Raw genomic sequence first — 16,677 nt, 5'->3', positions numbered from 1 at the left:
CGGAAAAGGATCAACTCCACTCATCTGAACGTACGACGCAACCACGGCACCGTGTGAACCTGGTCGGCCTACTCGCCGAGCCGGGCCGCCCAGGTGATCCCGCCCCTCAGATGGGCACGGAAGTCCGCATCCACGTACGCCTCGGAGGCATGCCCGAGAGCCGTATAGAAGACACGGCCCGCGCCCCACTCCCGACACCACACCAGTGGATGGTCGTCCCCCATCCGCCCACCCTTGTACGACGACTCGTCGGCGGACACGAGCACGCGCACCGCCCCTCGCGGGTTGGAGCGGAAGTCGTACCACTCGTCGCTGAAGTCCCAGACGGCGGGCAGGTGGCGGGTGGCCGGGTGATCACGGTCCTCGACGACTGCCTTACCGGGCTGATACTCGGGATGCCGGTCGAACCAGGCGCCCAGCAACTCCCCGTAGTACGGCCACTCGTACTCGGTACAGGCCGCGGCGTGCACGCCGACGAATCCGCCGCCCGACTCCACGTACGCGGCGAGCCGTTCACGCCCGGCCTCCGTCAGGACCTCGCCGCTGGTGGAGAGGAAGACGACGGCGGCGTATCCGTCCAGCGGCATCTCCAGCTCCGCGGGCTCCTCGGTGTGGTGGACGTCGAAGTCCCCGAGCGCGCGGAGGGCGGCGACGGCGGCCGGGATGGAGTCGTGGCGGTAGGCGGTGGTGCGGGTGTAGACGAGGAGTCGGGAGACCATGCCGCCGAGCGTAGACGGCCTGGGCGGCTGTCCCCCTACTCCGGGAAGATCCGAAAGTTTCGGATCCCGGCGCACGCGCCCCCCATCGCGCGGCCGTCTCCACGTCACGCTCCGACTACGCGTGCGGCCTGGTCAATCCTGGTCTCGGTCCGCGAGCGCCGCCGCGGTGGCGCGAGCGAAGGCTTCCGGATTGTCCAGCACGATGTTGTGTCCGCAGTCCGGGATCCGACGACGGACATCCCGGCTTCAGCTTCCGAGCGTCTCCGAGCCGTTCTCTTCGCGGCTCGGCGCCACGGTCGAAACGTTCCCGGTGATGACCGCGGACGACGTACGGACCGGTCTGCAGCGGTACGCCTCGGCGCGATCACTTCCGTCGATGCCGGTCCGGCACCGGGTGGGTGTGAGTAGGTGGAGTACAGGAAATCCCGGTGAGAACGATCTTGCTGGGATTCGCCTGCCTCGTGGGAGCTTCGAGCTGACGGGGCACTGCGCCCGCCCGGATTTCTCGCAGCTCACCGCGGCACTGGGCATGTCCTGTGCCGGCGCCGCCCATATCTGTAGCCAGGTGCTCGGAATCCGATGTCACCAGCGCGCATCGCTGTCCCTGATGGGAGTTCTCGCTTGTGCCGGGGCCTGTGGGCTGTCGAGGTGGGGGATGGGGTCCGGTCCGGGGTGGACAGGTGGTGAGGATTGGTTGGTCATAGGTTGAGGATTGGCTGGTCAGTGGGGTGGGGGTTCCAGGCGTTGTCGCCGAGTTCTGGAAACGCACCCGGATGCCTGCTTCGGGATCATGGGCGTGCCCTGAAGGGCTATCTACGCCCCCTACCTGCGGTTTGCTCCGCCGGTAGGGGCTTTTTCGGCTTCTGTGGGCCGTATATCCAGGCCTTGTCGCTCCCGTCAAGTCACGTTTTTTGGTGACATGACGGGTCTGTCGCCATCGCGCCTACTGGAGGTGTGGTCACACCGGAACGACAGCGAGACCAGACAACCGCACACCTTCAAGGAGCCCTCATGTCCTACGACGTCCACACCCCGGTCGGCGCCCGGTCCAAGCGGCAGATCTCGCGCTTCGTGTTGCCGCTCGCCTCGGCCGCTTTCATCTCCGGAGCGATCGCGCTGCCGGCATCCGCGGCGATCAACGCCCCACCCGTCTCCTACGGCAGCGTCCTCTCCGACCACGACCCCAACCGCCAGCCCGGCGGCGGCGCCTACGGGCCGCACACCTGTAAGCCCGGCTACGTCTGGCGTGACAGCTTCGACGGCGACACCAAGTGCGTCACACCGGAGCAACGCCAGAAGGCCCACGACCGGAACCCCAACCGCCAGCCCGGCGGCGGCGCCTACGGGCCGCACACCTGTAAGCCCGGCTACGTCTGGCGTGAGCAGTGGGAGGGCGACACCAAGTGCGTCACGCCGGAGGAACGCGCGAGGGAGAAGGGCCGAGGCCGTCTGATCGACAACGGCCCGAACCTTGAAGGTATACCGGGCATGTAGTCCCATAGTCCCCCCATCAAGAGCGTGGTCCGGCTGACCTCCGGTACAGCGTTTCGTGGCACTCCTGCGACGAAACGCCTTCGCTTCAGGTAGCGCCGCAGGAAGTCTGCGTCCCCAGTTGGAGTGAGAACGAGTTGTGACAGCGGATCAGCGGTCCGGACCGCCCGCGCGATCGTTTCCGATCTTGCTCCGGGAAAGGTTCGTTTGTGCGAGTAGCACCGCATTGAACCCGTGACCTTGGCCCTCCACTCGTCGTACCCGGGCGAGGTGGCTGCGCGAACGTCGGACACTCGAGGGTGCGTGCCGGAACCCCGCACGCACCCGCGAGTCCGTCTCGGTCGGGTCAGCCGTGGAACTGGTGTGTTCGCACGGGCGGGATCAGCAGGCGGACGCCGTGTCGATCCGGATTCCTGTGACGGTGGAAGCCGACGAGAACTGGATGGTTCCGTTGGGCGGGAGGCACTTGTAGTACGTGCTGCCGCCATACGTGAAGCGGAGCATCGCGCGGTCGTCGTTGCGGCTGTTGTACACCCAGTCGGCCCCGTAGGCCCTGGAACTGGCTTTATCGGTGAGTCCTGGGTTCTGGCACAGATCTTGGGGAGCGGTCGCGGAGGGGCACCGCGGTGTTCGATTGCGAGGGTCGGTTTCACGTGAGACCGCGCACACCGTGCCGCACGACAAACGAGGATGACGCTCCGTCAGATGCGTGACGGTCTCCACCGTGGTCCGCTGTGGCCAGTGACGGTACTGGTCATGCAGGCCGACGCATCATTCTGGGACTTTCGACCTAAAGCGTGTTGCAGCACTAACCGCTGAAGCCGCTGCACTGAGTCAATTCGCCGCCCTGCCGGACGCTGTACTGAGCGGGCGGCACGTTCATGATCTGGAAGCCGCCGTTCTGGGCGATCTCGACCGTCCCGCCGAAGCCGGCCGACCCGAACACATAGGCCGGGCCCGGGGTGAAGCCGCCGCCGGACAGGTGCACCTTCCCGTTCTCGAGGACGCCGGAGACTGAACAGGTCGCGGCCGGGACGGCGGCCAGCGGGGACTGGGGGACCGCCGCGAGGGCGGTCGGGGCAGCGACGAGTGGGGCGGCCACGAGGGCGCTGAGGGCGAGGAGGCGTGTGTGCCGGTTCATGAGTCTTCCTTACCGGGAGGAATCGTGAAGTCGCGGGCTGCACGCCCGGAGCCCCGGGCAGACCGGGTCAGCCGCCGACACCGACATCCCTGGCCGCGCGCCGCGAGCACGAGGCCATCTCCTCACCGGGGACCGGGGCCGAATCGAGCGAGGCTCGCCTTCCCATTGTCACCCCGCCGCTTCCTCGGTGCGACTGCGCCCTTGACCCGCCGGCGCGAGAGCGCGGGCAGGCGGCGCACCACCTTCAGGATGCGACGCCCGGCCGGAGCGGCGCCCAAGGTCCAGCTCCTCGGTGAGGATCTTCGACGCCTTCGCCAGGATGCGGGCCGCCTTCTCCAGCTGCAGCAGCATCGCCAGCCGCTCCCGGTCCGACGCCCGCCGAGCCGGGCTGATCAGCCGGTTCGCCATCAGCACCGCGAACAGGTCCAGCGCATCGTCGACCGCCTGCGCCTCCAACTGGCGCACCACCGCCGTCAGCAGGGCGGTCCGCCGCGGCTCCGGGGCCCTCTCGATGGTCTGCGCCTTGCTCAGCTGCCCGTACCGGGCCAGCGCGGACAGCCGGTTCACCGGCACCCGCGACAGGTTCACCCGCCCCAGCTCGAACGCTGAGATCTCCTCCACCCCCTCCATGGCCCGCACCATCGCGGTGCCCGTCGACTTCGTCGGCGGAGTGCGCAGCCGCTCCAGCTCCGAGACCCGCTTGCCCTCCGGCACCACCGGCAGTTCATCTAGCGCCGGCGCGAGCGCGGGATCGGCCCGGTGCGCGGCGCGGGCCACTGCCTCGTACAGGCGCCGCTCTGCCGCCGTGCGGGCCTCCGACACCTGCCGGGCCGGCACCGAGACGCCGGGCAGCAACACCCGGTTCTTGCGCAGCCACGTCACCGCGTGGTTGAACAGGGCCACTGGTCTCTCGGCGTGCGTCCACGCCCGCCCGTACTGGAAGCCACGGAACTCCCGGCCCCATCGCCGGTCGGTGAAGTCCCGGTACTGGAACTGCTTCTGGATCTCCGCCGCGTGCTCGTACACCGTCGAGCGCCGCTCCGGGTACCGCTTCACGCACGAGGCATCAGCGATGCCGAGCTGCCCAGCCAGATACTCCACGGCCTCCCACGGCACGGCGAGCGGGTCCTCGCCCAGGAACCGGTCGATGTAGCGGACTGTGCTTCTCTGCACTAAGTCAAGCGGAGCCTCAAGATGCCTCGATCTTGTTGAGCAGGCGCATGAGCAGGTCTGCCAGGAGGAGGACTTCGGCGGCTTCCGTCGGGTCGGTGTAGTCGACCCGACGGTGACTCGGCGGATTCTTGAACAGTCCGATGGCGCCTTTGAACAGCTCCATCATGCCAACTGCCTCGCCGCCGTCGACTGTGGCGTCGGACAGCGGGCCGGCCGCCTGGTCTCCCTTGCCCGGCCGAAACGCTTGCTGCATGAGGGCTGTGCCCGTGAGGGAGTCGGGAAGACTGGCCATTGTCCGGACACGGAGTTCGACCTCCTTCATCGCCAGCAGCGCCGCGGCCTCAAAGTCTCCTCGCAGGAACTGCGGCCGGGCCTTCGCTTCGAGCACGGGGACGAGTTCGATGTCGAGCCGTTGAACGGCCCTGATCCAGCGGAGTCCTCGGTCGAGTGCGGCGTGTCCTTGTCGGCTGACGAGGAACGAGCCCGCTGAGTCCTGGCTGACGTTCCAGACCACGAGCCCTCGGTTGAGCAGCCAGGTCCAGGCTTCTGTCAGGGCAAGGACTGCTTCAGGTCGTTGCTGGTAAGCGACGCGAGCGCGCTTGAGCCAGTTGTGCCAGTTCCACTCGTTGTTGTCCCGAGCATCCTTGAGGACCCGCAGGGCAAGATCGTCGACCGGCAGGGCGACAATGTCGTCCGCTTCCAAGGTCCAGTCAGCTCCAGGCATGTGTTCTCCTGTTGGCTGGGGCTAGCTAGTAGTGCTTCGTGAGGTCTGCTGATCTTGGCTGGTCGGGGGCATGGCGGAGGGATGTGGCTGGCGCAAGTCGATCCAGCTGATGGCCGAGCGGTTGCCGGACGGGAACATGCGCGCGGCGCCGCTACGGCTGACGTCCACCGGTACGGCCGACGCGTGGCGAACGTCCGTGAAAAAAGGTGAGCGGGCGGGCAACCCTGCCCCCGCCTCATGAGTCACACAGGCGTCACCAGTTTCACAATGCTTTCCCTTGGTCCAGAAGGGGCCCACTCTCCTGATGACTCGTACCCGGCTGTCCGCGCTGGCCGCGACGGCCGCCCTCGCCACCACCGGCGGCCTGATCACCGCCGCCCCCGCCTCCGCGGCCGTCACCTGCACCTCTCCCGTCTGGAGGGCGCAGTACTTCGGCAACACCACCTTCAGCGGCACGCCGAAGCTGACCGCCTGCGACTCCGCCATCAGCGAGAACTACGGGTACGGCGACCCCGCCGGCGTCACGCTGCCCAAGGACAACTTCTCCGTCCGCTGGTCCCTCACCCGTGACTTCGGCTCCGGCGGCCCCTTCCGGCTCTCCGCCGCCACGCAGGACGGCATGCGCGTCTACGTCGACGGCGTGCGGAAGATCGACCTGTGGAAGAACGTCTCCACCACCGCCCGCAAGACCGTCGACCTGACCATCCCGGCCGGCAAGCACACGATCCGCGTGGACTACGTTGCCTGGACCGGCGTCGCCAACGCCGCCTTCACGTACACCCCGCGCACCGAGGCCGCCGTCGACACGGTCAAGCCGCTCGCCCCGACCGGCCTCACCGCCGCGTACAACCGCGACACCGCGAAGACCACCCTGCGCTGGGCCGCCAACAAGGAGATGGACCTCGCCGGGTACCGCGTGTACCGCCGGCTGAGCGCCACGAGCTGGGCGAAGGTCAGCGGCACGTCGCTGCTCACCACCCCGTCCTTCGTCGACGCGCCGCCCGCGACCGGACAGACCTTCCTGTACGAGATCCGCGCCGTCGACAAGGCCGGCCGCGAGTCCACCGGCAGCCCGGACGTGACGGCGACGACCGTGGACCGCACGGGCCCGGTGGCCCCGACCGGTCTCACGGTCGTCAGCGACGCGTGGTGGGCCGCCCTGAAGTGGCAGGCCGTCGCCGACGCGGCGAAGTACGAGGTGTACGCCTCGTACGAGGCCACCGGCCCGTTCACGCTGCTGGGCACGACGACCACGGCGTCGTACCGGACCGACGCGTCCCCGAACGCGAACCGGTACTACCGCGTCCGCGGCATCGACGCGTCCGGCAACCCGGGGGCGTACGCCACGGTCACCGGCGACGGCGTCGACCGTACGCCGCCGGAGTCCCCCACCGACCTCGGCGCCGTCGTCCGCGGCTACACCGACGTGTACTGGAAGCAGGGCGGCGCCCGCTGGAGCGAGGACTTCGACAACGGCGGGCACTACCGCGTGTACCGCTCGCTGGGCAAGACCTTCGACCCGGCCACGGCCACCAAGGTGACCTGCTCCGACGAGAACAGCGACGAGACCAGCACCGGCGGCATCTGCCGCGACCTGACCGCGCCGGACGGCACGTACGTGACGTACGCCGTCACGGCGGTGGACCCGGACGGCAACGAGTCGGCGTACTCCGCGCCGCTCGTCGTCCGCACCGGCGACAACGTGGCGCCCGGGCCGGTCACTGGCGTGAAGGTGACGCCGCGCGGCGACGGCATGGTGGTGAGCTGGGCCGCCTCGACCGAGGACGACCTGGAGAACTACTGGGTGTGGACCGGCGAGCGGCAGGCCGACGGCACGGTCAAGTGGCTCGGCCCGTTCACCTGCTGGGACGGCCCGAGCGACCCGCTCGCGACCCTCTGCGGCGACCTGCCGGACGGCGAGGCGGGCGTGTACGCGGTGACCGCCCGGGACCGCTGGGGCAACACGCTGCACCCGAGCGACCCGAAGGTCACCGTCATCGACGCCACCGAGCTCGACGTCCGGCCGTCCGAGACGGTCACCCGGGACTGGGAGCTCGGCAGCGTCGGCCACAACTCGCAGGTCCATTCCCCGCCCGCGCTGGCCGTCAACTGGCAGTGCCCCAACACCGCGCTCTGCGACACGGTCACCGGCTACCGCGTGAGCCGGTGGAACCCGGCGACCGAGAAGTACGAGCCCCAGCACACCGGGCTGCTGCCGGCGGACACCCGGTCGTGGGCAGACAGCACGGCGACGAAGGCGAACACGTACTTCTACACGCTGGAAGCGGTGCGCGCCGACGGCAGCGTCGCGGGCACGTACGTGTGGCTCTGCCTTTTCCAGGACCGCGTCTAGCCTGTCTGCCGTGACGGTCTGCCATCTCACTTCGGGAAGTGGCAGACCGTCACGCCGTGGGCATTGGGCGGTGTTTCATGGCCGCCGTCCGGACCCTGGCCACGTGGGCGCGGACCTCGGCCTCGGAGAGGCCGGGGCGGGGCGGGAGCGGTGGCTCGTCGCGGCAGATCCGGCACAGGCCGCCGGACAGCGCCTCGGGGCGAGCGGGCGCCCTGCACTCGGTGCACTCCAGGATGCGGAGGGTGGGGGCGGGGCGCGGGGCGGTCGGCTGGGGCTGGGGCTGAGGTGCGCGTTCGGGTGGGAGCTTCGCCAGCCGGATCCTGGCGATGGAGGCGGGGTGGTGGACCTCGGCGGGCAGCCCGGCGGTCATCGCGTGCCGCAGCTCGACGTCCGGCCGTCCGTGACCGTCACCCGGGACTGGAGCCTCGGCAGTCTGGGCCACAACCGGACGGCCACTCGTCCGTCCGTCGACTGGCAGTGCACCGACACGGCCCGCTGCGCCACGGTCACCGGCTACCGCGTGAGCCGGTGGAACCCGGTGGCCAAGGCGTACGAGCCCCAGCACGACGGACTACTCCCGGCGGACGCCCGGACGTGGGCGGACACCACGGCGACGAAGGGGAACACGTACTTCTACACGCTGGAGGCCGTGACGGCCGACGGCGCCGTGGTGGGCACGTACCCCTGGTACACCATCTTCCAGGACCGCGTCTAGCAGATACGGCTGGCCGATGTGTACGGGGGTGTCGGCCAGCCGTTGAGCCTGTGATCAGGGTTGCTGAGCGGTCCGTAGCCGTTCCACCTGCCGAATGATCAGCGCGGTGGGGAACGACAGGTTTGCGCCTACGCTGAGCTCGGAGAACGTGGCGATGGTGTTCCCTGTGCGTACCACAATGAACTGCTCGTTGCGGTCTCCGGGCTCCGGCTCCACAGGGATGATCTCCCGGAAGGCCAACGCCTCTTCGCCGACCTGCGGTGGTGTTTCTGTCCTCACCGTCGCCTTGAACGGTCCGACGTAGCCCTCGCCTTCGTAGGACCGGCAGGTGGCAAGGGCCTGCTTGAGTTCCGCGAAGCGCTGTTCGGCCTTGTCCTCTTCGTAGGAGGCGAGTGTCGAGCTGCCGCCCATGATGTTCTTCTTCCAGTTGAAGATCTGGAAGACGTGAGCGAACGACCCCTCGCCGTTGCGGATGTCGACGAGTGGCTGGCAGGCAGGTACGGATAGGGGCGGGAAGGAGCGTTCGCTTCCCGCCGGCCGGGGTTCCTGTACCCCGATGGGCTCGTGGACCTGCGGGACCTCTCCGCCCTTGAAGGCGAGGTCCTTGAGTTGAGCCATCGTCAGGGGTGCCACCGGGGCTTTGGCCGAAGGGATGGTGGACGACGCTCCAGTGGCGTCCTTCGGCTCCTGCGCCGGGGCACACCCGGACGCGAGGAACACTCCGATGACAGTTGCTACGGCTCTTGTCGTCAGCCGTGTCGTGCGCGCTTGCATGAGTCCCCCCGGACAGGTGTGGATGACAAGCCGACGCTAGTGATGTAGGCAGCCGGTGACCAGGGAGTATCCGATCACGGATCGGGAAGCGAGATCCGGTGTCGGGCGACTACCTAGGGTCAGTGACTCATGGGGTGCGGGGCCGAGGGAGTCCCAGATCCACCGGTCGCCGGACCGTTCGAGCGGCGTCTGCCTGCTTGGTCCGGAGGAAGGTCAGGGTCGTGTTGATGCCGTCAATCTCGCCGAGCCATCCCTCGGTCTCGGCTCGCCGTAGTCGTTGAAGAAGATCCTGCTCCAATTCGGCCAGCCTTGCGAGCATTTTCGGGTTGACCTGGAGCATCGGGCATCGGATGCATGCGTGTTCGTGCTGACAGGGTGATCCGTAGGGGCGTGCACAGTTGCCGAGTTCGACCTTGCGTTTGTCGAAGTGCTCCTCGAACTCGGCCCATTCTTCGGGGGCGACATCGCCGTACTCGTGCTCGGGACGCAGGGCTCGGCGGTGGTTCAGGAACTCCTGGTAGTGCTTGACGATGTCCTCGGCGAAGACCGCGACGTAGCCCTGTGTCGTCTGGAGATTCAGGTGTCCGAGGAGGGCAGCACCGATGTGGATCGGAAGGCCGCCGTTGACGATCTCGGTCGCGAAGAGCCGACGGAAGTCGTGTGGCGTGAACTTGGTGCCTGCGAACGCCGGATTGATCTCGGCGATCTCTTCGCAGCTGCGTGCGAGCATGTTGAGGATCGTGTGCGGGGCGATGACGTTGCGGACGGTCCCCAACTGCCGCTGGAACAGAAACGGCATGGGTTCTGACCAGAGCTTTTCGTGTGAGTCGTAGCGGGTCACGAGCGGGATCCCCTGGGCGTTGCGGGTCTGGCGGCGGATGATCTGCGCGACGGCATGGAACAGTTCTGCGGACATCGGGATGGCTCGCTCGCGTTCGCTCTTCGACGGGGCGACGACCAGGAGGGCGATGACCTCACCGTTGGGCCGCTCGTATTGTCGAATGCTGAGGTGGGTCAGCTCAACGAGTTCTTCCACTCGGATACCGCTGTGCCGCAGGATCTCGACGGCCACCCACTCCCAGAACGCCGACTCCTCCGCCATGGTCACGTTGACCATCTCACCGGTGACGTGGTCGATGACCCGGACGAAAGGCTTGGCCAGGGTCTTGGCCCGGCGGCGGTCCTCGCGGGAATCCGTGCGACTGTAACGACGCCCCTGATGCTCGAAGGGCTCACCCAGGGGGACGGGGCGGGCAGCCTCCAGGAGATCCGCAAGGTGCTCGTAACGGTCCTCAACATGCCGGACGAGGAGCGGCAACAGAGGCTGGCGAGCGCGGGTGCGGTCGGCCATCCGCCGGTTGATCTCGCGACGCCGCTTGCCGAACCCCTTGAGATCTCGCGGCAGGATCGGGCAGGGAGCCACCCACTGGGCCCACCGCTCCGGTTCGGCGACGGCCCAACTGTGAAGGTCGACGTAGAGGCAGCGGACGGCCAGCAGCACAGAGGCAGCGTCTTTTCGCAGCCGTGTGCGGTCGGCCTTGCCGTTCTTCCGCCAGTACTGGATCTCGGCCCGCCACTGGTCGTAGAGCTCCTGGCTGAGGTGCAGGTCCTTCTGCTCGGGTTGAGTTCCTCGATGACGGCCCAGAACAGGCTGGCCAACTGGCGGGCGAGACCTTCGAGGGTGATGTAGTCGGTGTCGGCCTTGCGCCGGGCCAGGTAGTCGATCAGGAGCTGTCGGACCGCGGCGTTCTTGATGTCGTAGCGGTCGACGAGCTCCTCGACGCTTCGCTGACCGTCATAGATGAACGTCCTCAGGGTCGGGGCCGTTCCCGGAGGGAAGTGCCCCATCCTGTGCAGGATCTCCCAGGCGCCCAGGGCCGCGAAACGCGTGGTTCTCTTGGTCGCGCCGGGCGTCAGACCCAGACGCTTGTTCTCCAGCGAGTAGTACAGCAGGGCCGACGGGGTCAGATCCTCCAGGTGGATGCCCTGCGTCGTGAGCGCGCAGGTCAGGTCGAACTTCGCCCGCTGCCGGTGCACCGTGGTGAGCCGCTCTTGAGCGTCGACCGTCTTGAAGAACTCGTCCAACCGGGGGTCCTGCTGGATCTTCCGGAACGGCTCGGCGTAGTCGGAGAACTTGTTCGCCCTGAACCCGGAGAGCGAGGGCTGGATGATCCGGGCGGCGAACGCCATCTTCAGCGCCGAGACCATGTTGCTGCCGTCGTAGCCGACCCCCGGCCGTCCCAGAACATTGACCGAGAGTGCGTTCTCCTCGTTGAATCCACTGGCCTCCCAGCGCTCTTGCCAGGTCTGCCCTGGCAGCGTCTCCAGGTGTCCGAAGAGCATCCGGATGCCGGCCGTGCGCTTCTCCACCAGGGAGCGCCCCTGGTTCGGCCACGCGTGACGAGCCAGCTCGCACAGATCGTCGATGCTGGCCTGCGACAAGTCCCCGAACGGAGCCGGAGGCTTTGCGGGCCGGGGTGCCGGGACCGCCTTCAGCGATGCGCTGGTGAACCTTCTCGGCTCGGTCTGCTTGGGCGCCGCGTTGTGGTTCTGGCGCCGGTGGCGGGCCGTGTAGGTCTCGACGGTCGTGCGGTTAGGCACCGAACACCGCCTTGATGTCGTCGGGGTCGTAACCGGCGGCGAAGGTCCGCTGGACGTGCGGGCGTTCGTAGTGGGCCTGCAAGGCGTCGAAGAGGTCCTCGACTCGCGCATTGAGGTAGCGGCCGGTGGTGGCCAGGTCCGTGTGCCGCATGATCGCGCGGACCTGGGCCAGGGTGAGGTTGGGGTCGTTCGCCATCCGAGTGGCTGCGGTGTGCCGCAAGTCGTGCAGGGTCCAGTTCGTGCCGAGCTTCTCGTTCGCGCGCTGGATCACGCGCCGCATCGCCCAGTAGGTCAGCGGCCGGTCCGGGCCCCGCCGCGTCCGGAGAACCGGCTCGTCGGCCGGCGGCAGCCCGATGTGGTCGAGGTAGGCGGCCAGGACCGTCAGGGCCAGCGGGCTGGCCGGGACCGCCTCGCGGTCGTCGGTTCCCTTCGTGATCACCCAGATCAATTGCTTGGCCCAGTCGATGTCTCCCGGGGTGACCCCGAGGAGTTCGCTGGCCCGGGAGCCACTCGAGACATAGAGCAGGACCGCGGCCCGGTCCCGGTCGCAGGCCATCGTCCCGAAGAACTCGTCCCACATCGAGTCGGGAATCGAGCGCGGATCGGTCCGGCGGACCCGCTGCCGCAACCGGGCCCGCCGGAACTGGGGAACCTCGCTGTCCGGGGCCCAGTGAGCGAGGGCCCGGCGCTGTGCTCGTGACTCCGGAACCGGGTTGATCAGCGGGCCCCTACTGTAGTGCCGGTGGTAGGCGTAGAAGCTGCTGACCACGGTCAGGCAGTGGTTGATCGTGCTGGCGGCGTAGCCGGCCTTGAGGTAGGGCTTGCCCGTGCGGGGGTTCACCGAGCCGGGCTGCGGTGCGTTCGGGCTCCTCCGGCGGCGCTGCGGATTCGGGGCAACCCGGAGCCATCCGACCAATGCGGACGCTTCTGCCTCGGTCGCCCGGTCCCACGGGATGCCGAGGAACCACAGCAGCCGGTACCAGCGCAGCAGGTCGTACGCGTAACTCTTGGCCGTCAGCGGCCGGTTGTCGTCCAGGATCAGGCCGCGAAGGTACGGAACGATGGGGGCGACGACGGCCCCGTCAGCGTCGAGGACGGCGTACCGAGGTATGGACTCCAGCTCGACGACCGAGCCGACGCGCGGCACATCGGCCCGGCCCTCGATCAGCTGGCGATGTAGGTCTTGCAACACACTCTTCCTTGCAGGCGGAGATCATCTCGCTCCATGATCAGAGACGCTGGTGCAGTTAACACACCAGATCTGCAAGGCCATGCCCAGGCGGTGCGCGTCCGTACGGCGCAGCGCGATCAGGTCGCGGTCGTCATCGTCGAGGGAGAAGAACCGCTCCAGCTCCGGGCGCGTGGGCACCTCGGTGAACGTCCCGTACGCCTCGGCCTGCTCATCAGTCAGAAACTCCACCGGCACGACCGGACCGTAGCCAGCACCGGCACCCGCCCGGCCGCCTTTCCGCGAAGCCCAGCGGCGTCCCCGGAGTATGTACTAGCCGACCAAGATCAATCTCACCGGGATTTCCTGTACGCCAACTACTCACACCCGGCCACCACGGGCCTACGAGTCGGCCCCGTAGGTCCCGTACTCCGGAAGCCCCGTCGATTCGAAGATGTGCACCGAGAGGCCGCCCGGTGTCGTCTGATGGCTGACGAGCCGCAGGCCGGCCGGTGCGCCGCCGTCCGGGAACAGGCGTCGGCCCTGGCCCACCACGACCGGGGCGATCGCGAGCCGCAACGTGTCGATCAGCCCGGCGGCGAGCAGGGACTGGGCCAACTGGGCGCTGCCGTGGATCTGCAGTTCCCGGCCGGGCTGCCGCTTCAGTTCGGCGACCTGGGCGGGGATGTCGCCGGACAGGATCGTGGTCGGGTTCCACTCGGCCTTGGTCAGGCTGTGGGAGGCCACGTACTTCGGCAGGCCGTTGAGGATACGGGCGTTGGGGTGGTCGGTCATCTTCGGCCAGTCCCGCGCGAAGTTCTGGTAGGTACGGCGGCCGAACAGGAACGCGTCCGCCTCGCCGAGCCAGGTACCGGCCAGCCGGTCGAACTCCTCGTCCAAGTGCGGCACGAACCAGCCGCCCCGCGTGAACCCGTCACTGGTGTCCTCGTCCGGGGACCCCGGCCCCTGGGAGACACCGTCGAGCGTCAGGAACTCCTGCACAACCAGTTTCATCACGCAGCACTCTCTCTTCGGCCTCGATGGCCGATTCAACCTCCTCGGAGGGAAGACGCAACCGTTCCCACACCTTGGACACCACGGCACGCGGAAACCCATCGCCTACCTGCGGGACGACGCCGAGAACTACTGGCCGGCGGCCGAGGGCGACGACGACCTCACCGACCCCTTCTCGCCCGGTCTCGGACTCCACCTGTTCCAGGCCGCGCACGCGCGACTGGACGCACTCGGCGTCCGCGTCCCGGCGATCCGTCTCGTCGACCGCGACGGCGCCCACTGCCCGGCCGACCTCGCGATCATCGAGGACCTCCCGGGCGAGAACCTGGAACAACTGCTCGCGCGCGACCCGCGCGCGGCTGCCCCGGTCATGGCCCGGCTCCGGGAGGCGCTGGAGGCGATGCGGCGTCACCGGACGCCCACCTACGGCAAGGTGGCCGTGGTCGACGGAGGAGGAACGTCGCGCGGGACATCGTGCGAGGGGGTCGTCCTGGACCGTGCGCTGCGGGACCTCGCCGATGCGGCATCCCGTGATCCACGGATCGCGGGAGCCCGCGATCGGATGGAGGAGCACCTGCTGGGCCTGGCGGCGGCGGTGCGACCGCGCACGGAGTACTCGGTCGTGCACGGCGAACTGGGGCCCGACCACGTGCTGGTGGACGCGGACGGCAACCCCGTACTGATCGACATCGAGGGCTCGATGCACTTCGACGTCGAGTGGGAGCACGTCTTTCTGCGGATCCGCCTGCACGACGCCTATCGGCCGCTGGGGGTGGACGGACTGGACGAGGACCGGCTCGCGCTCTACATGCTGGCCCAGCGGCTCTCGCTGACGGCGGGCCCACTGCGGCTGCTCGACGGAGACTTCCCCGACCAGGCGTCCACCGCGGGCATCGCCGAATACAACCTGCAGAAGGCACTGGAACTGGTCCACGCCGGAGAAGCTGTTGTCGATCCCTCTCTTTGGGGCGAAGTGCTGTCTTAGCGTGGAGGGGTGGCCGACACGAGCAAGACGGAGGAACGCCGGGCGAAGGTCCGCGAGGTACGCCGTCGGCTCGCGCAGGAGGGGCCGCCGTGGACGCGGGACCGGGAGGCAGACTTCGAGACAGTCACGGTGCCCGAACGCGATTGCGACCAGCTACGCGACCTGCTGATCTCCGAGGGCGCCCAGACGGTTGTCGAAGTCGGTCTCGCGTACGCCAGTTCCGCGCTCGCGATCGGTGAGGCGCTGATCACTGTCAATCCGCCGCATCCCCAGCACGTCATTATCGACCCGTTTCAAGAAAGCGCATGGTCCAATGCCTGCTGGGATCTGCTGCGCTCTGCGGGGCTGGACTCGATCGCCGCGCTCATGCTCACTCCGTCGTCGATCGCCCTCCCGCAACTCCTCGCCGAAGGCCTCGTCGCCGACGCGGCATTCGTGGACGGCAGTCACCGGTTTCACGAGGTCTTCGTCGATCTCTACTTCCTGCGCAAGATCGTCCGGCCCGGCGGGCTCATCGTCATCGACGACGACTGGGCACCATCCGTGCGAACCGCCGTGCACTACTACGAGCGGAACCTGGGCTGGACGGTGATTCCCGACACCTTCCCCAGTGGAACGGGGACGACGGTTGTCGCCGGTCCCCAGGCCAGACCAGTGACCCGCTGCAAGGCGCTTCGCTTGCCTGACCCCTCGTTCGAGCCGCCCTTCGAAGAGTTCCGGGCGTTCTGACCTCGCCGCTGGTGGAGAGGCCTTGCTTACGGTGTTCACGCGTCGTAAGGCGCGCTGAACCTGCTCAATGCCCAGATGGCGAGGAGGTCGAGCGTCATCACGCTGATCGACCACAGCGGATAGTACGGAATGAACATGAACTGAGTGATCAGGCTCACCGCGCCCAGCGCCACACCGGCCCCTGTGCTCCAGCTCTTGCCGAGCAGGACTCCCAGGCCGACGGCCACGAGCGCGATCCCGATCACCAGATGGAGCCAGCCCCAGGTTGTCAGGTCGAACCGGTAGGTGTAGCGGGATGCGCTGAAGATGGTGTCGCGTGTGATGCCGGCGACGCCGAGAAGAATGCTCAGCGACCCGCTCATCTCCAGCGCCCAGCCGGCGAAAAGGGACGGGCCTGTCACCCAATCGCTGTTGCGGGGCTCTGTCGTGCGCTGCCGGGCCCTCCCGGGTGTCTCCGCCATGGTCACGACCTTTCCGAACGACGTTTCCTTGAGAGCCTCAGCCTCAGCCTCGCTTTGCTGCCTTCGCGGCGCGACTGCACCAGGCTGTCCGGGTGACGGGGCCGCAGACCTGCTACTGACGCAGCAGCAGGTCTGCGGCCATGTCGACGACGGTGTCGGCAGCCGACGTTGCGTCGAGCTCCGCTCCTCGCTCGTCCGGTTCGAGGGGTTCGAGCGTGGCGAGCTGCGAGTCGAGGAGCGATGTCGGCATGAAGTGGCCGGTGCGCCGGCTGAGCCGGTCTGCCAGTAGCTCGCGGTCGGCTGTCAGGTGCAGAAAGAAGGCGCCCGGGCAGGCCGCTCGCAGCGTGTTTCTGTAGCGTCGCTTCAGTGCGGAGCATGCGACCACGGCACCGGTGCCCGCTGCGTCGCGCTCGTGCAGCCAGCGACCGATGGATTCCAGCCATGGTTGACGGTCGGCGTCATCGAGCGGAGTGCCGGCGGACATCTTGGCGATGTCGGCCGGGGAGTGGAAGTCGTCGCCTTCCGCGAAGGGGACGCCCAGCCTCTCCGCGAGCAGGCGAGCCACCGTGCTCTTGCCGATCCCGGCGACACCTGTGACCACGATGCACGGGATTCGACGCTCGGCGCTG

Annotated in this window: 17 protein-coding genes and 3 pseudogenes; 5 read left to right on the top strand and 15 right to left on the bottom strand. The window is 68.1% G+C overall.

Going from position 1 to position 16,677, the window contains the following annotated elements:
• Positions 1 to 68: 68 nt before the first annotated feature.
• Together ACFVJQ_RS17140 and ACFVJQ_RS17135 are read right to left on the bottom strand one after the other, a co-directional pair.
• On the bottom strand, positions 69 to 719 hold the full coding sequence (locus ACFVJQ_RS17140; protein ID WP_385509672.1) for a ThuA domain-containing protein: 651 nt from the start codon (positions 717 to 719) through the stop codon (positions 69 to 71).
• Positions 720 to 851: 132 nt separating this feature from the next.
• Positions 852 to 944: pseudogene (locus tag ACFVJQ_RS17135) on the bottom strand (alpha/beta hydrolase); the annotation flags it as partial.
• Between the two features lie 786 nt (positions 945 to 1,730).
• Here ACFVJQ_RS17135 and ACFVJQ_RS17130 point away from each other — a divergent pair.
• The gene (locus tag ACFVJQ_RS17130; protein ID WP_385784606.1) at positions 1,731 to 2,213 is read left to right on the top strand and encodes a hypothetical protein; all 483 of its coding nucleotides are present in this window, start codon (positions 1,731 to 1,733) and stop codon (positions 2,211 to 2,213) included.
• 378 nt (positions 2,214 to 2,591) lie between these two features.
• Here ACFVJQ_RS17130 and ACFVJQ_RS17125 read toward each other — a convergent pair whose 3' ends face one another.
• The 4 genes and pseudogenes from ACFVJQ_RS17125 to ACFVJQ_RS17110 all read right to left on the bottom strand — a co-directional run bounded on the left by ACFVJQ_RS17125 (position 2,592) and on the right by ACFVJQ_RS17110 (position 5,248).
• Entirely contained in the window at positions 2,592 to 2,744 is a 153-nt protein-coding gene (locus ACFVJQ_RS17125) for a hypothetical protein (protein WP_385509670.1), read from the bottom strand.
• A gap of 274 nt (positions 2,745 to 3,018) precedes the next feature.
• Positions 3,019 to 3,351: a hypothetical protein gene (locus tag ACFVJQ_RS17120; RefSeq protein WP_385784602.1), complete on the bottom strand. Its 333-nt coding sequence runs from the start codon at positions 3,349 to 3,351 to the stop codon at positions 3,019 to 3,021.
• A 276-nt stretch (positions 3,352 to 3,627) separates the two neighbouring features.
• Positions 3,628 to 4,521: pseudogene (locus ACFVJQ_RS17115) on the bottom strand (DUF4158 domain-containing protein); the annotation flags it as partial.
• Between the two features lie 19 nt (positions 4,522 to 4,540).
• On the bottom strand, positions 4,541 to 5,248 hold the full coding sequence (locus ACFVJQ_RS17110; protein WP_385509668.1) for a TIGR02391 family protein: 708 nt from the start codon (positions 5,246 to 5,248) through the stop codon (positions 4,541 to 4,543).
• 304 nt (positions 5,249 to 5,552) lie between these two features.
• Here ACFVJQ_RS17110 and ACFVJQ_RS17105 point away from each other — a divergent pair, with 304 nt between their 5' ends.
• A complete protein-coding gene (locus tag ACFVJQ_RS17105; RefSeq protein ID WP_385784598.1) occupies positions 5,553 to 7,601 on the top strand; it encodes a PA14 domain-containing protein in 2,049 nt (682 codons plus the stop codon).
• Positions 7,602 to 7,650: 49 nt separating this feature from the next.
• Here the strand turns inward: ACFVJQ_RS17105 and ACFVJQ_RS17100 are convergent, their stop codons facing one another.
• Positions 7,651 to 7,971 carry a hypothetical protein gene (locus ACFVJQ_RS17100; protein WP_385509666.1) on the bottom strand — a complete coding sequence of 107 codons (321 nt, stop codon included), beginning with the start codon at positions 7,969 to 7,971 and terminating at the stop codon, positions 7,651 to 7,653.
• Positions 7,972 to 7,974: 3 nt separating this feature from the next.
• On the opposite strand from ACFVJQ_RS17100, the gene ACFVJQ_RS17095 reads away from it, so the two are divergent.
• Positions 7,975 to 8,316, top strand: coding sequence for a hypothetical protein (locus ACFVJQ_RS17095; RefSeq protein WP_385509665.1), 342 nt, complete (start codon positions 7,975 to 7,977; stop codon positions 8,314 to 8,316).
• Between the two features lie 54 nt (positions 8,317 to 8,370).
• On the opposite strand, the gene ACFVJQ_RS17090 is transcribed toward ACFVJQ_RS17095, so the two are convergent.
• The 6 genes and pseudogenes from ACFVJQ_RS17090 to ACFVJQ_RS17065 form a co-directional block, all read right to left on the bottom strand.
• Positions 8,371 to 8,934 carry a hypothetical protein gene (locus tag ACFVJQ_RS17090; RefSeq protein ID WP_385509664.1) on the bottom strand — a complete coding sequence of 188 codons (564 nt, stop codon included), beginning with the start codon at positions 8,932 to 8,934 and terminating at the stop codon, positions 8,371 to 8,373.
• A 283-nt stretch (positions 8,935 to 9,217) separates the two neighbouring features.
• Positions 9,218 to 10,162, bottom strand: coding sequence for a tyrosine-type recombinase/integrase (locus ACFVJQ_RS17085; protein ID WP_385784594.1), 945 nt, complete (start codon positions 10,160 to 10,162; stop codon positions 9,218 to 9,220).
• A 32-nt stretch (positions 10,163 to 10,194) separates the two neighbouring features.
• Positions 10,195 to 11,802 carry a hypothetical protein gene (locus ACFVJQ_RS17080; protein ID WP_385784591.1) on the bottom strand — a complete coding sequence of 536 codons (1,608 nt, stop codon included), beginning with the start codon at positions 11,800 to 11,802 and terminating at the stop codon, positions 10,195 to 10,197.
• Complete coding sequence (locus ACFVJQ_RS17075; protein WP_385509662.1) at positions 11,684 to 12,880, bottom strand: tyrosine-type recombinase/integrase; 1,197 nt, start codon at positions 12,878 to 12,880, stop codon at positions 11,684 to 11,686. The genes ACFVJQ_RS17080 and ACFVJQ_RS17075 overlap by 119 nt, the downstream gene beginning before the upstream one ends.
• A 60-nt stretch (positions 12,881 to 12,940) precedes the next feature.
• Positions 12,941 to 13,117 (bottom strand): annotated as a pseudogene (locus tag ACFVJQ_RS17070) (DUF4158 domain-containing protein); the annotation flags it as partial.
• A 144-nt stretch (positions 13,118 to 13,261) separates the two neighbouring features.
• Entirely contained in the window at positions 13,262 to 13,873 is a 612-nt protein-coding gene (locus ACFVJQ_RS17065; protein ID WP_385509661.1) for a dihydrofolate reductase family protein, read from the bottom strand.
• 100 nt (positions 13,874 to 13,973) lie between these two features.
• On the opposite strand from ACFVJQ_RS17065, the gene ACFVJQ_RS17060 reads away from it, so the two are divergent.
• Both ACFVJQ_RS17060 and ACFVJQ_RS17055 read left to right on the top strand, forming a co-directional pair.
• Positions 13,974 to 14,858, top strand: coding sequence for a phosphotransferase family protein (locus ACFVJQ_RS17060; RefSeq protein ID WP_385784766.1), 885 nt, complete (start codon positions 13,974 to 13,976; stop codon positions 14,856 to 14,858).
• A 9-nt stretch (positions 14,859 to 14,867) separates the two neighbouring features.
• The gene (locus ACFVJQ_RS17055) at positions 14,868 to 15,587 is read left to right on the top strand and encodes a class I SAM-dependent methyltransferase (RefSeq protein WP_385784587.1); all 720 of its coding nucleotides are present in this window, start codon (positions 14,868 to 14,870) and stop codon (positions 15,585 to 15,587) included.
• 35 nt (positions 15,588 to 15,622) lie between these two features.
• Here ACFVJQ_RS17055 and ACFVJQ_RS17050 read toward each other — a convergent pair whose 3' ends face one another.
• Both ACFVJQ_RS17050 and ACFVJQ_RS17045 read right to left on the bottom strand, forming a co-directional pair.
• Positions 15,623 to 16,048, bottom strand: a complete 426-nt coding sequence (locus ACFVJQ_RS17050) for a hypothetical protein (protein ID WP_385784584.1) — start codon at positions 16,046 to 16,048, stop codon at positions 15,623 to 15,625.
• 112 nt (positions 16,049 to 16,160) lie between these two features.
• Positions 16,161 to 16,652, bottom strand: a complete 492-nt coding sequence (locus ACFVJQ_RS17045; protein WP_385784763.1) for a gluconokinase — start codon at positions 16,650 to 16,652, stop codon at positions 16,161 to 16,163.
• Positions 16,653 to 16,677: the final 25 nt, after the last annotated feature.

The sequence above is a fragment of the Streptomyces sp. NPDC127197 genome, assembly GCF_042672405.1.
GTDB classification, from domain to species: Bacteria; Actinomycetota; Actinomycetes; order Streptomycetales; family Streptomycetaceae; genus Streptomyces; species Streptomyces flavusporus.
This window is presented reverse-complemented; position numbering and strand designations above follow the sequence as displayed.